Source organism: Pseudomonas versuta, from assembly GCF_001294575.1.
Classification (GTDB): domain Bacteria; phylum Pseudomonadota; class Gammaproteobacteria; order Pseudomonadales; family Pseudomonadaceae; genus Aquipseudomonas; species Aquipseudomonas versuta.
In genome coordinates this window covers 3449244-3462183 of the sequence record NZ_CP012676.1, presented here as the reverse complement: position 1 = coordinate 3462183, position 12940 = coordinate 3449244, and the positions used below count along the sequence as shown (strand labels likewise).

Annotated in this window: 13 protein-coding genes and 1 pseudogene; 6 read left to right on the top strand and 8 right to left on the bottom strand. The window is 59.5% G+C overall.

Going from position 1 to position 12940, the window contains the following annotated elements; translation table 11 throughout:
- Positions 1–34: 34 nt before the first annotated feature.
- From AOC04_RS15530 to AOC04_RS15510, 5 genes are all read right to left on the bottom strand, one after another.
- Positions 35–1045 (bottom strand): SIS domain-containing protein, encoded by a 1011-nt coding sequence (locus AOC04_RS15530; protein WP_060694878.1) that lies wholly within the window; start codon positions 1043–1045, stop codon positions 35–37.
- A gap of 13 nt (positions 1046–1058) precedes the next feature.
- Positions 1059–2156 carry an N-acetylglucosamine-6-phosphate deacetylase gene (nagA, locus tag AOC04_RS15525; RefSeq protein WP_060694876.1) on the bottom strand — a complete coding sequence of 366 codons (1098 nt, stop codon included), beginning with the start codon at positions 2154–2156 and terminating at the stop codon, positions 1059–1061.
- A 27-nt stretch (positions 2157–2183) separates the two neighbouring features.
- Positions 2184–2927, bottom strand: coding sequence for a GntR family transcriptional regulator (locus AOC04_RS15520; protein WP_162232794.1), 744 nt, complete (start codon positions 2925–2927; stop codon positions 2184–2186).
- 270 nt (positions 2928–3197) lie between these two features.
- Positions 3198–3764 (bottom strand): L,D-transpeptidase family protein, encoded by a 567-nt coding sequence (locus AOC04_RS15515; protein ID WP_060694873.1) that lies wholly within the window; start codon positions 3762–3764, stop codon positions 3198–3200.
- Between the two features lie 35 nt (positions 3765–3799).
- Positions 3800–4357 (bottom strand): NUDIX hydrolase, encoded by a 558-nt coding sequence (locus AOC04_RS15510; protein ID WP_060694871.1) that lies wholly within the window; start codon positions 4355–4357, stop codon positions 3800–3802.
- 144 nt (positions 4358–4501) lie between these two features.
- Here AOC04_RS15510 and AOC04_RS15505 point away from each other — a divergent pair, with 144 nt between their 5' ends.
- From AOC04_RS15505 to purT, 5 genes are all read left to right on the top strand, one after another.
- Positions 4502–5104, top strand: a complete 603-nt coding sequence (locus AOC04_RS15505) for a CoA pyrophosphatase (RefSeq protein ID WP_003440220.1) — start codon at positions 4502–4504, stop codon at positions 5102–5104.
- Positions 5105–5145: 41 nt separating this feature from the next.
- Positions 5146–5670: a gamma carbonic anhydrase family protein gene (locus AOC04_RS15500; protein WP_060694870.1), complete on the top strand. Its 525-nt coding sequence runs from the start codon at positions 5146–5148 to the stop codon at positions 5668–5670.
- Entirely contained in the window at positions 5667–5873 is a 207-nt protein-coding gene (locus tag AOC04_RS15495) for a DUF1289 domain-containing protein (protein WP_060694868.1), read from the top strand. The genes AOC04_RS15500 and AOC04_RS15495 overlap by 4 nt, the downstream gene beginning before the upstream one ends.
- Before the next feature lie 203 nt (positions 5874–6076).
- Positions 6077–6553 (top strand): 7-cyano-7-deazaguanine/7-aminomethyl-7-deazaguanine transporter, encoded by a 477-nt coding sequence (locus tag AOC04_RS15490; protein WP_060694866.1) that lies wholly within the window; start codon positions 6077–6079, stop codon positions 6551–6553.
- 73 nt (positions 6554–6626) lie between these two features.
- Complete coding sequence (gene purT / locus AOC04_RS15485) at positions 6627–7808, top strand: formate-dependent phosphoribosylglycinamide formyltransferase (protein WP_060694864.1); 1182 nt, start codon at positions 6627–6629, stop codon at positions 7806–7808.
- Between the two features lie 49 nt (positions 7809–7857).
- Here the strand turns inward: purT and AOC04_RS15480 are convergent, their stop codons facing one another.
- The 3 genes and pseudogenes from AOC04_RS15480 to AOC04_RS15470 form a co-directional block, all read right to left on the bottom strand.
- Positions 7858–9174, bottom strand: coding sequence for an MFS transporter (locus tag AOC04_RS15480; RefSeq protein ID WP_060694861.1), 1317 nt, complete (start codon positions 9172–9174; stop codon positions 7858–7860).
- A 277-nt stretch (positions 9175–9451) separates the two neighbouring features.
- Positions 9452–10147: pseudogene (locus tag AOC04_RS15475) on the bottom strand (transporter associated domain-containing protein); the annotation flags it as partial.
- Positions 10148–10342: 195 nt separating this feature from the next.
- Positions 10343–11155 (bottom strand): cytochrome C assembly family protein, encoded by an 813-nt coding sequence (locus AOC04_RS15470; protein ID WP_060694857.1) that lies wholly within the window; start codon positions 11153–11155, stop codon positions 10343–10345.
- A gap of 208 nt (positions 11156–11363) precedes the next feature.
- Here AOC04_RS15470 and ffh point away from each other — a divergent pair, with 208 nt between their 5' ends.
- Positions 11364–12740, top strand: a complete 1377-nt coding sequence (gene ffh, locus AOC04_RS15465; protein ID WP_060694855.1) for a signal recognition particle protein — start codon at positions 11364–11366, stop codon at positions 12738–12740.
- The last annotated feature ends 200 nt before the right edge of the window (positions 12741–12940 follow it).

The following is a 12940-nucleotide window of genomic DNA, read 5'->3' as shown; positions in this document are numbered from 1 at the left end:
CGCGATACTCATTAAACCTGCGGGGGAGGACAACTTAGTGGGTACGGGTCACTTTGCTCAGGAAGCGCGGCTGATCCGGGTCCAGACCTCGGGCCCGGGCCAGACCAGCGGCCATCACGTAGAAACTCTGAATGGCAAGAATCGGGTCCAGGTCCGGGTGCGCTGCCTGGCTCAGGGTCAGGTCACGTTCGGCCACATCATCGGGGGCCGCCAGCAGCACCCGGGCGCCGCGCTGGCGCATGTCTCGGGCCAGGGTCAGCAAGCCTGCCTGCTCCACACCCCGTGGGGCGAAAATCAGCAGCGGGTAGTTTTCTTCTATCAAGGCCATCGGCCCGTGGCGCACTTCGGCACTGCTGAAGGCTTCGGCCTGCAGGGTCGACGTTTCCTTGAATTTGAGCGCAGCCTCCTGGGCGATGGCAAAGCCTGCGCCGCGGCCGATCACCAGTAGTTGCTGGGCATCACGCAGGGTCTCGATGGCTTTGGTCCAGTCCTGGGTACAGGCATCGCGCAAGCCGGCGGGCAGCAGGTGGCCAGCTTCGAGCAGGGCTTTATCGTTGGCCCAGTGCGCCACCAGGCGGGCACTGGCGCTCAAGGTGGCGATAAAGCTTTTAGTGGCGGCTACGCTGAGTTCTGGGCCGGCACACAGGGGCAGGGTGTAGGCGCTGGCGGCTTCAAGCGGTGTGTTTTCGGCATTGACCAGCGCGACACTGACCGCGCCGCGTTCGCGCAGCAGGCTCAGGCTGTCGATGATGTCGGGGCTCTGGCCGGACTGGGAAAAGGCAAATACTGCCTGCCCCTTCACTCGCAGCGGCGACTGGCGCAACGTCACCACGGACATCGGCAACGATGCTACGGGCACGCCCACATGCTGCATGGTCAGGTAGGCGAAGTAACTTGCAGCATGGTCAGAACTGCCGCGGGCGAGGGTCATGGCCACGTCGGGCGGGCTGGCCCGCAGGTCACGGGCGAGGTCGATCAGGCGCGACTCGAGGTTGAACAATTGACGTTCGACCGCTTCGCTCGCGGACCGGGCCTCTTCCAGCATTTTGGACGGCTTGTTAAAAGACAAGTGCTTCCCCTTCGACCATGACAGCGGTGAGATTCAATGAGCGATCCAGGCGCACGCAATCGGCCCAGCTACCGGGCTGCAAGCGCCCGCGTTCTGTAATGCCGAGGTAGTCCGCCGGGTATTGCGACAGGCGTTGCGAGGCTTCGGCCAGTGGCAGGCCGATTTTCACCAGGTTGCGCAGGGCCTGATCCATGGTCAGCGTGCTGCCTGCCAGGGTGCCGTCGGCCAGGCGTACACCGCCCAGGCATTTGGTGACGGTGTGGCTGCCCAATTGGTATTCGCCATCGGGCATGCCGGTGGCTGCGGTGGAATCGGTGACGCAGTACAGGCAGGGAATGGCGCGCAAGGCGGCGCGGATCGCGCCGGGATGCACGTGGAGCAAGTCGGGGATGAGTTCGGCAAAGCGGGCATGGGCCAGGGCTGCGCCCAGAATGCCGGGCTCGCGGTGATGCAGCGGGCTCATGGCGTTATACAAATGGGTAAAACTGGTGGCACCGGCATCCAGTGCAGCCACGCCTTCTTCATAACTGCCCAGGGTATGCCCCAATTGCATGCGAATGCCCCGGGCGCTGAGCGCACCGATCAATTCGATGTGGCCGGCGATTTCAGGCGCAATGGTGATGACCTTGATCGGCGCCAGACTCAGGTAATCCTCGACTTCGGCCATCAGCGCGGTGTGCGCGAAGTTGGGTTGTGCGCCGAGCTTGCCGGGGTTGATGAACGGACCTTCGAGATGCACCCCGAGTACCCGGGCGCAGCCGGTAAGGCGTTGCTGGCAAAACTCTCCGAGGGCACCGAGCACACGGCTGATATCGTGATTCGGTGCGGTCATGGTCGTGGCCAGCAAGGCCGTGGTGCCGAAGCGCAAGTGGGTGCGGGTGATGGTTTCGAAGGCCGGGGCGCCTTGCATGATGTCTTTGCCGCCTCCGCCGTGCACATGCAAGTCGATAAAGCCGGGCAGCAAGTAGGGCAAATCGTTATCCGCCGGATCGCACGGGGTGCCTTCGATGCTCAGGACCTTGCCGTTCTCGTGCAGCAGGCGGCCGCGGACCCAGCCTTGGGGCGTGAGGATATTGTTCTCGGACATAAGCGGCCCTCCGGGCGTGTTATCGGTTTAGCGGCGCAGTTCAGCCACAAAATCGTAGAAATCGTTGCGGCAATAGGTATCGGTGACTTCGATCGGCGTGTTGTCTTCGAGGTAGCCGACCCGTGTCATCAGCAACATGGCGGTCCCGGTCTCAATCCCGACCAGGGCGGCAAACTCTGCCGAGGCGTTGATCGCCTGAATGTGTTGCAGGGCGCGCACCACCGGTTTGCCGAGGCTGTCCAGGTACTCGTACAGTGAGTCGCCAATCAGCTGCGGCTGCGGGATCAAGGACGCGGGCAGGGCGCTCATTTCGATGGCCATGACCGTGTCGTCGGCTTTGCGCAGGCGTTTGAGGCGCGCAACTTTATCCGTTGGGGACAGCGCCAGACGGATCAGCTCTTCGTGGCTCGGCTGGGTGATTTCCCGCTGCAGCCACTGGGAACCCGGGACGAAGCCCTTGAGCCGGAGCATTTCGCTGAAACTGGAAAGCCGTGACAAGGGCTGTTCCAGGCGTGGCGTAATGAAGGTTCCGGAGCCCTGGCTGCGGCGGATCAGACCTTGTTCAAACAGGATTTCCAGGGCTTTGCGAGCCGTAACGCGTGACAGGCCCAGTTGTTCACTCAGGCTGCGCTCCGAAGGTAGCGCCTGCTCGGCTTTCCAGAGGCCGGCATGGATCGCGGCCTCCAGGTTGCGGGCCAGTTGCAGGTACAAAGGCGTGGACTGGCTGTCGTCCGGGCGCAGTTTTGCGAGGTTGTTGATGGGGCTGGTCATGGCGGTGCATCCGATGCGGTTATTAGAGTGTTGTCGCCCGGTAATTGCGCGAAAGTAATACCACTTCAATACCAAGTCAACGCACGTGCAGGCGCTTTCCTGGCCGAAAACAGGGTGTTTGGCTGTGGTGACTTTCTATGGTGTTTAAGTGGTATTAAGAGTGCGCGCAAAGCGCTGAGAGGTTGCGGGCCCGTTCGGGCCCGGCGGCGAGCAAAGGTATTAAGAGCAGGCGGGAGGGCGTGGCGCCAGGGCGCCAGAATTTATTTTCGCTCAGGGACGGATTTCTACGAGGGTGCCGTCCTTCACCAGGTTCCAGACTTCACGCATTTCGTAGTTTTTCATCGCGATACAACCATCGGTCCAGTCCAGGGTGTGGAACAGTTCTTCGGGGTTGTCTTCGGAGTCCGGCGTACCGTGGATCATGATCATCGACCCGGGGTTCAGCCCTTCACGCCTGGCTTTGGCCGCGTCACTGACATTGGGATAGTTGATATGCATTGCCAGGTTGAACTTGTCGCTTTTCTTGCGCCAGTCGACCCAGTAAAGGCCTTCGGGGGTGCGTTTATCGCCTTCTTGCAGCTTTGGACCCTTTGGCTGTTTGCCCAATGAAATGCGGTAGCTCTTTATCGGTTTGCCATCGCTGATCAGCTGCAGCTTGCGGGCAGACTTGAGCACCAGGATTTTTTCGATTTTTTGGTCGGCTCTGATCGTCTGTGTTGACTGGGCCGGTTTGAGCACCTGATTTTTATCGACGGGTTTGCCATTCACGGTAATGACAACGGAAGCTTGGCAAGTAACAGCAAACGACAGGCAGAGGGCAGCGAGCAACCAACGCATTAGAGGGATATTCCTGAGTTACAAGGCAAACAACATTATTGTTGGGGTTTGGTCAGACCGGCCAGAGGCGCCACGGCCTCGCTGCGCACGGGGTAGACGTTACCCGGGCGGTCAGCGAAAAAGCATTCTAAGGTACGGCTGACCGTGCGAAAAGCCAGCTCTGACCAAGGGATGTCGGCTTCATCAAAAAGCCGGACTTCAAGGCTCTCTTCACCGGCGGCAAAGTCCGGAGTCAGCAACTCGGCACGATAGAACACATGCACCTGATTGATGTGCGGTACATCGATGAGGGTATAGATAGCCAGGTTTTCAACGTTGGCGCAGGCTTCTTCGAGGGTTTCGCGTCGGGCAGCCTGTTCAACGGTCTCGCCGTTTTCCATGAACCCTGCGGGCAGTGTCCAGTACCCCTTGCGCGGCTCGATGGCGCGTCGGCACAGCAGCACTTGAGTGCCCCAGGTGGGCACGCACCCGGCAACAATATTGGGGTTTTGATAATGAATGGTCTGGCAGTGGTCGCAGACATAACGCAGGCGCGAATCGCCTTGCGGGATATGTTGGCTGACTGAATGGCCGCACTGGCTGCAAAATTTCATGCTTGGTTCTCTGGTAAGGCGCTTATCTTGGGGCTGAGTCGGGCTGACGGCAAGTGTTGCGGTGATTGCTGCGACACTGCGGGGCTTGGGTGCCCGGTGCGATTTGGTGCATGATGCCCGATAAGTGACGGATCGAGATGACCTATGCTGGACGAGCTGCTTGGCCGTGTGAGCCGCTATACCCCACGGACTCTGGAAACAGATCGGCATTTTCCCGAGGCGGCAGTATTGCTGCCGGTAACCCGCAGTGCCGAGCCCGAACTGATTCTGACCCTGCGCGCCAGCGGGTTGTCTACCCACGGTGGTGAAGTGGCTTTTCCGGGAGGGCGGCGCGACCCTGAGGACCCGGACCTGATCTTTACCGCTCTGCGTGAGGCCGAAGAAGAGATCGGCTTGCCGCCGGGCCTGGTCGAGGTGATCGGCCCGCTCAGCCCGTTGATCTCGTTGCACGGGATTCGAGTAACCCCTTATGTCGGGCTGGTGCCTGATTACGTTGAGTATCTGGCCAATGATGCCGAGATCGCGGCGGTGTTCAGCGTGCCGCTGGAGTTCTTCCGCCAGGACCCGCGCGAGCATACCCACCGTATCGATTACCAGGGCCGCAGCTGGTATGTGCCGAGCTACCGTTTTGGCGTGTACAAGATCTGGGGGCTGACGGCGATCATGATCGTAGAACTGATGAACTTGCTTTACGACGACGTCAATATCAGCCTGCATACCCCGCCTGAACGCTTTATCAATATTTAGAGCTGTCAGCAGACAGCCGTATCAGCCTTGAGGACTTCCCCATGAAATACCGCTTGGGCGACTCGCTCGTCGAAACCCATCCCGCCAGCTGGACTGCCCCCAATGCCACCCTGATCGGCAAGGTCCGTCTGGAGGAAGGCGCCAGCGTCTGGTTTAACGCGGTGCTGCGTGGTGACAACGAACTGATCCTGATCGGTAAAGACAGCAACGTGCAGGATGGCGCGGTCATGCACACCGACATGGGCTATCCACTGACCCTGGGTACCGGCGTGACCATTGGCCATAACGCCATGCTGCATGGCTGCACGGTGGGTGATTACAGCCTGATCGGCATCAATGCGGTGATCCTCAATGGCGCAAAAATCGGCAAGCATTGCATCATCGGCGCCAATTCGCTGATTGGTGAAGGCAAGGAAATTCCCGATGGTTCGCTGGTAATGGGCTCGCCTGGCAAAGTGGTGCGCGACCTGACTGACGAGCAGAAAAAACTGCTGGAAGCCAGCGCTGCGCATTATGTGAAGAATGGCCAGCGTTATGCCCGCGATTTGCAGGTGCAAGATCAATGAGTGATGCAGAACGCCCGGTTGCCTCGCCTTGCGTGAATATTTGCGCGCTCGACGACGATGATCTGTGTACCGGCTGCCAGCGCTCGGTTGCCGAAATCACCCGCTGGAGCCGCATGACCAACCCCGAGCGGCGTGAGGTGCTGGCGTTGTGTCACGAACGTGCGAAATCCAGTGGCATGGTGTGGACGGTGGATAGCCTGTAGTCCCTGCCGCAGGTTGCGATATACCCTGTGGGAGCTGGCTTGCCTGCGATGCAGGCAATGGGCACTTTGAGGCTGACTGCGGGGCTGTAAATCCCCAGCAAGCCGGCTCCCACGATCGAACTGTCCAGCCTCGGTGTACACGCTACAAAATCAGGCATGACTCAAGTACCCTGTGCGCCTTATTCAGAGGTATCGCCAGGTCCATGTTGTTTCTAATCGCTTATATCGCCAGCGTCGTATTGATTAACTACGCGTTTTCCGCGGCGCCGCACCTCGATATCATCTGGTCGGCCTGGGGCGGGCTGGTGTTCGTGCTGCGTGACATGGTGCAAACCCGATTCGGCCACGGCGCCATTCTGGCCATGCTGGTAGCGCTGGTGCTGTCGTATGCCACCTCTGATCCCTCGATTGCCCTGGCCAGCGCCACCGCGTTCGCCGTGTCGGAGTGTATTGACTGGCTGGTGTTCTCCATTACCAAGCGCCCGTTGCATGACCGTTTGTGGATCAGCTCTGCGCTGAGCATCCCCCTCGATACCTTTATCTTTTTCGGCATGATCGACGCCTTTACCCCGGCCGTGATCTTCACCGCGATGGCCTCCAAATTCGCTGGTGTCACCTGCGTGTGGCTGGCCATGGCCTGGCGTTTGCGCAAAGCCGCTGAGCGCTCGCGGATCATGTAAAATGCCGGCCTTCTTCCCTGCAGGCGCAAGCGTTGCGAGCGCCTTCGATGATTTGCTTCCTTGAGGACCTGAAATGACCCGTATCGGAACTCCACTGTCGCCTACAGCGACCCGCGTAATGTTGTGTGGCTGCGGCGAGCTAGGCAAGGAAGTCGTCATCGAGTTGCAGCGTCTGGGGGTCGAAGTCATCGCGGTCGATCGCTACGCCAACGCCCCGGCCATGCAGGTTGCGCACCGCAGCCACGTGATCAACATGCTGGATGGAACTGCACTGCGCGCCGTGATCGAGCTGGAGAAGCCGCATTTTATCGTTCCGGAAATCGAAGCCATCGCTACCGCGACTCTGGTCGAGCTGGAAGCTGAAGGTTTTACTGTAATCCCGACCGCCCGTGCGACCTTGCTGACCATGAACCGCGAAGGCATTCGCCGTCTGGCGGCGGAAGAGCTGGACCTGCCAACTTCGCCGTACCACTTTGCCGACACCTTCGAGGATTACAGCAAAGCGGTGCAGGATCTTGGCTTTCCGTGCGTGGTCAAGCCGGTCATGAGTTCATCGGGCAAAGGCCAGAGCCTGCTGCGCAGTGCCGACGATGTCAAAACTGCCTGGGATTACGCTCAGGAAGGCGGTCGTGCGGGCAAAGGCCGGGTCATCATCGAAGGCTTTATCGACTTCGATTACGAAATCACCTTGCTGACCGTGCGCCATATTGGCGGTACGACATTCTGCGCGCCGGTCGGTCACCGTCAAGAGAAGGGCGACTATCAGGAGTCCTGGCAGCCACAGGCAATGAGCCCGATCGCGCTGGCTGAGTCCGAGCGTGTGGCCAGAGCAGTGACCGAGGCGCTGGGTGGTCGCGGCCTGTTTGGGGTCGAACTGTTTATCAAGGGCGATCAGGTGTGGTTCAGCGAAGTCTCGCCGCGCCCCCATGACACCGGCCTGGTCACGCTGATCTCGCAGGATTTGTCGCAGTTTGCCCTGCATGCACGGGCGATTCTGGGGTTGCCGATTCCGTTGATCCGTCAGTTCGGGCCGTCGGCTTCGGCAGTGATCCTGGTGGAAGGTCAGTCGACCCGCACCGCCTTCTCCAACCTCGGAGCGGCCCTGTGCGAGCCGGATACGGCCTTGCGTCTGTTCGGCAAGCCCGAGGTTAATGGTCAGCGCCGCATGGGCGTGGCACTGGCCCGGGATGAGTCGATTGAAGCGGCACGGGCCAAGGCCACCCGTTCATCCAAAGCGGTTGTCGTCGAGCTATAACCCCCCGCAACAAGCTGCTGCAGGAGCGAGCTCGCTCGCTCCTGCAGGTTTAGATGACCTTGTTCAGGTCAGCCTCCTTGGTTTCCTTCAGGCACAGTACTGCGATCAGGCTGAGTACTGCCGCGCCTGACACATACCCGCCCACCCAGCTCAGGCCGCCCATGCTCACCAGCTTCTGGGCGAAAAACGGTGCGGCCGAGGCGCCGACAATGCCGCCCAGGTTGTAGGCAGCCGAGGCGCCGGTATAGCGCACGCGGGTCGGAAACAGTTCAGGCAGCAGGGCTCCCATCGGGGCAAAGGTCACCCCCATCAAAAACAGCTCGATGCACAGAAACAGAGCTACCCCCCAGGTCGTGCCATGGGTGAGCAACGGCTCCATGAGGAACCCGGACAAAATTGCCAGTATGCCGCCGACAATCAACACCGGTTTGCGCCCGTAACGGTCGCTGGCCAGGGCTGACAGGGGGGTGGCAGCGGCCATGAACAGTACGGCAAAGCACAGCAGGCCGAGGAAGGTTTCGCGGGTATAGCCCAATGTTGAAACGCCATAGCTCAGTGAAAACACTGTCGAGATATAGAACAGCGCGTAACACACCACCATCGAAGCCGCGCCCAGCAGCATCGGTGCCCAGTACTGGCTGAAGAGTTCGACGATCGGCATCTTCACCCGTTCGTGTTGCGCTACAGCTTTGGCGAATACCGGTGTTTCTTCCAGCTTGAGTCGTACATACAGACCGACCATCACCAGCGCGGCGCTCAGCAGGAACGGGATGCGCCAGCCCCAGGAGCGGAACTGCTCATCACTGAGGGTCAAGGCAAGTGCCAGGAACAGGCCGTTGGCGGCGAGAAAACCAATCGATGGACCCAGTTGCGGGAACATGCCGAACCAGGCGCGCTTGCCTTTAGGTGCGTTTTCAGTGGCCAGCAAGGCTGCGCCGCCCCATTCCCCGCCGAGCCCCAGCCCTTGTCCAAAGCGCAGCACGCAGAGCAGGATCGGTGCCCAGGCGCCAATGGTCGCGTAGCCCGGCAGCACGCCGATCAGGGTGGTGCACACGCCCATCAGCAGCAGGGAAGCCACCAGCGTGGATTTGCGACCTACACGGTCACCGAAATGGCCAAATAGAAATGAGCCCAGCGGGCGAGCGAGAAAGGCGATGCCGAAGGTCAGAAATGCCGACAGCATCTGTGCGGTACCGGACGTCTGCGGGAAAAAGACCGGACCTATGACCAGTGCAGCGGCGGTGGCATACACATAAAAGTCGTAGAACTCGATGGCCGTGCCGATAAAACTGGCCGTAGCGACACGGGCTGTGGAATTGACCGGCTTCTCGGGCGAGGCTTCGCTGTAAGTCGTGCTGATGGTCATGCGCATATCCCTGACAGTTATAAGCTCGTGACCTTCATCAGCCTTTGCGGCGGACAGGGCAGAGCGGTTTTTATGGTCGTTTGGCCTTTGGAGGCAAATGCCAGTCAGTCAGGCGAGCGCAGTCTCAGGCAGGGAGATAAGTCGGTGGGAACCGGCCCGCCAGCGCCCACTGAATATATGCGGTGTTTTAATCGACTGGCTTTGCCCCGCAAGCGGGGTGTAAGCGGAAATGATTATAGGGAGGCCCGTTCGAATGTAACAAGACCTTGCGCGGCGATTAAACCGCGGGTTTGACGCTGTTGTGCCAGATCAGTACGCGGCTGACGCGGTTCTCTTCAGTCTCGAGAATTTCCAGGCGATAGCGGCCGATTTTCAGGCAAACAGTGGTTTCAGGAATGGTTTCCAGTGCTTCGGTGACGAGCCCGTTAAGGGTTTTCGGCCCGTCGCAAGGCAGGTGCCAGCCCAGGGTTTTGTTCAGTTCGCGGATGGAGGCTGCGCCGTCCACCACAAAGCGGCCGTCCGGCAGGGGTTCAATCAGCGGGTTGTCGACGTTTTGCTCGTCTTCGAACTCGCTGACGATTTCTTCGAGGATGTCTTCCAGGGTCACGATCCCCAGCACCTCACCGTATTCGTCGACCACCACGCCCAGCCGGCGCTGTTGCTTGTGAAAGTTGAGCAATTGCAGTTGCAGGGGGGTGCTTTCAGGGACGAAGTAGGGTTCGGTGCAGACGGACAGCAGCGCCTCTTTGGTGAGGCTGGCATCAGGCAGCAGGTGCTGGATGTGTCGGGTGTTAAGGATGGCCTCGACCTGATTGATGTCGTTATGAAACACCGGCAGGCGCGTGCGCTTGGTCTGGCGCAACTGTTCGATCAGTTCTTCGATGGAGTCATCGAGGTTCAGGCCTTCAACTTCACTGCGCGGAATCAGGATGTCGTTGACCGTGATGTTGTCCAGCGCATGGATGCCGGAGAGCAGTTGTGGCCGGCTGCTGGGCTGCTCGTCGTCTTGCAGGGAGGATTCGTGGCGCGTCTGCGGCACTTGCGTACTAAGGACCTTCTTGCTGTTTCTGCCCAACAGGAAGCCTGCGAGCAGCCCGGCTCCAGCGATCAAAAGTGCAAAAACTGCCAGCATCGGCCCGGGGGGCAAGCTATCCATAATCATCGCCCGTCAGATATGCAGAATGTATTCACGAACCAGCTTGCTGCCAAAGTAGGCCAGCATCAGCAGGCAGAAACCGGCAAACGTCCAGCGTATGGCTTTATGTCCGCGCCAGCCCAGGTGGTGGCGCCCCAGCAGCAGCACGCTGAACACTATCCACGCCAGGCAGGCGAGCAAGGTTTTGTGAACCAGATGCTGGGCAAACAGGTTGCCCAAAAACAGCCAGCCGGAGATCAGTGACAGTGACAGCAGTGACCAGCCGGCCCACAGGAAACCGAATAGCAGGCTTTCCATGGTTTGCAGGGGCGGGAAGTTCTTGATCAGGCCTTTAGGGTGTTTGTTTTTGAGCTGGTAGTTTTGCAGGGTCAGCAGCAAGGCCTGAACCACCGCAATGGTGAACATGCCATAGGCCAGCAGCGATAACAGAATGTGAGCAAGGATGCCGGGCTCTTCATCGATGGCCTGGACCGTACCGGGTGGGGCGAACTGCGACAGCAGGACCGTGAGCATCCCCAGCGGGTATAGAAGCAGCAGCAGGTTCTCTACCGGTATGCGGGCACACGCGACCAGCGTAACGATAATGACCGCCGCGGCAATCAGGCTGGCAGCGCTGAAGAAGTCCAGCTCAAGACCCGCCGGGGTCATCAGGTGGGTAAACAGGCTCATGGCCTGGGCGATCACGGCGAGAATGCCGAGCGTCACCAACAGGCGTTTGTTCGCCTTTGCGCCTTGGCGCAGGCAAGTACCTTGATAGAGGGTCGCAGCGGCATATAGACAGGCGGCGGCGAGGCTGGGTAGCAAACTCGGTGACAAGGGGAGCATAAATCCTGTTAGGCAAGCCCGAAAGGACTGAGTTTGGCATACAACCGCCCATGCACGAAAGACCACATAAGCCGACGGCAAGGTGTCGTATGCGGCCAGTCTTCGCTATAATCCGCGACCTGCCCACGCCGCAGGCTCGCCGAGCATCAGTTTTACACGGGCTGGGCCGCAATAACCCCGGTCTACTTTGGGCCTGAAAGGATCGCGCATGTTTGAAAATTTAACCGATCGTCTCTCGCAGACGCTGCGCCATGTTACCGGCAAGGCCAAGCTGACCGAGGACAACATCAAAGACACCCTGCGTGAAGTGCGCATGGCGTTGCTGGAAGCCGACGTGGCTTTGCCAGTGGTCAAGGACTTCGTCAGCGCGGTCAAAGAGCGCGCTGTCGGCACTGAAGTGTCGCGCAGCCTGACGCCGGGCCAGGCGTTTGTGAAGATCGTCCAGGCCGAGCTTGAAAGCCTGATGGGCGCTGCCAACGAGGACCTGGTCCTCAATGTCACGCCACCTGCTGTAGTTTTGATGGCCGGTTTGCAGGGTGCGGGTAAAACCACCACCGCCGGCAAGCTGGCGCGCTTCCTTAAAGAGCGCAAAAAGAAAACCGTCATGGTGGTCTCGGTCGACGTTTACCGTCCTGCGGCAATCAAACAGCTGGAAACCCTGGCGGGCGAAGTGGGCGTTACGTTCTTCCCGTCCGATATCAGCCAGAACCCGGTGAGCATTGCGCTGGCGGCCATTGCCGAAGCCAAACTCAAGTTCATTGATGTAGTTATTGTCGATACCGCGGGTCGTTTGCACATCGACGCCGAGATGATGACTGAAATCCAGGAGCTGCACGCGGCCGTCAAGCCTGCAGAAACCCTGTTCGTCGTCGACGCCATGACCGGTCAGGATGCCGCCAACACGGCCAAGGCTTTCGGTGATGCATTGCCGCTCACCGGTGTGATCCTGACCAAGGTCGACGGTGATGCCCGTGGTGGTGCGGCATTGTCCGTGCGCTCGATCACTGGCAAGCCGATCAAATTCATCGGTATGGGCGAGAAGAGCGATGCTCTGGAGCCGTTCCATCCCGATCGTATTGCATCGCGCATCCTCGGCATGGGCGACGTGCTCAGCCTTATCGAGCAAGCTGAACAGACTCTCGATAAAGACAAAGCCGACAAACTGGCGAAAAAGCTCAAGAAGGGTAAAGGCTTCGACCTCGAAGACTTCCGCGACCAGCTGCAGCAGATGAAAAACATGGGCGGCCTTGGCGGCCTCATGGACAAACTGCCAAACATGGGCGGTGTGAATCTGGCGCAAATGGGCAATGCCCAGGGCGCAGCAGAAAAGCAGTTCAAGCAAATGGAAGCCATCATCAACTCCATGACCCCGGCCGAGCGCCGTGACCCTGACCTGATCAGTGGTTCGCGCAAACGCCGTATTGCCATGGGTTCCGGCACCCAGGTGCAGGACATCGGGCGCTTGATCAAGCAGCACAAGCAGATGCAAAAGATGATGAAGAAGTTCTCCGCAAAAGGCGGGATGGCCAAAATGATGCGCGGCATGGGCTCGATGATGCCTGGCGGCGGCATGCCAAAAATGTAATTTACCTGCCCGAGCGCTTGCGTTCGGGCAGCTCGCATTTATGCGAGACACCCGGCAAACCCGCACATGCGGGAGCCGACCTGCTGCCATTCGTGGCGGCCTTATAGCAAATCTTTATGGCATGTCGACTAGGCGCCAGAAAAAGACATTTGCAAAAGTCCGGATATTCCTTAGAATACGCGGCCTTTCGGGCACCTATG

Coding starts and splice junctions, on each gene's coding strand:
- AOC04_RS15520 (WP_162232794.1), bottom strand. CDS start 2,927: ATGACCAGCCCCATCAACAACCTCGCAAAACTGCGCCCGGACGACAGC.
- AOC04_RS15500 (WP_060694870.1), top strand. CDS start 5,146: ATGAAATACCGCTTGGGCGACTCGCTCGTCGAAACCCATCCCGCCAGC.
- AOC04_RS15495 (WP_060694868.1), top strand. CDS start 5,667: ATGAGTGATGCAGAACGCCCGGTTGCCTCGCCTTGCGTGAATATTTGC.
- AOC04_RS15490 (WP_060694866.1), top strand. CDS start 6,077: ATGTTGTTTCTAATCGCTTATATCGCCAGCGTCGTATTGATTAACTAC.
- AOC04_RS15515 (WP_060694873.1), bottom strand. CDS start 3,764: ATGCGTTGGTTGCTCGCTGCCCTCTGCCTGTCGTTTGCTGTTACTTGC.
- AOC04_RS15530 (WP_060694878.1), bottom strand. CDS start 1,045: ATGCTGGAAGAGGCCCGGTCCGCGAGCGAAGCGGTCGAACGTCAATTG.
- ffh (WP_060694855.1), top strand. CDS start 11,364: ATGTTTGAAAATTTAACCGATCGTCTCTCGCAGACGCTGCGCCATGTT.
- nagA (WP_060694876.1), bottom strand. CDS start 2,156: ATGTCCGAGAACAATATCCTCACGCCCCAAGGCTGGGTCCGCGGCCGC.
- AOC04_RS15505 (WP_003440220.1), top strand. CDS start 4,502: ATGCTGGACGAGCTGCTTGGCCGTGTGAGCCGCTATACCCCACGGACT.
- purT (WP_060694864.1), top strand. CDS start 6,627: ATGACCCGTATCGGAACTCCACTGTCGCCTACAGCGACCCGCGTAATG.
- AOC04_RS15480 (WP_060694861.1), bottom strand. CDS start 9,174: ATGACCATCAGCACGACTTACAGCGAAGCCTCGCCCGAGAAGCCGGTC.
- AOC04_RS15510 (WP_060694871.1), bottom strand. CDS start 4,357: ATGAAATTTTGCAGCCAGTGCGGCCATTCAGTCAGCCAACATATCCCG.
- AOC04_RS15470 (WP_060694857.1), bottom strand. CDS start 11,155: ATGCTCCCCTTGTCACCGAGTTTGCTACCCAGCCTCGCCGCCGCCTGT.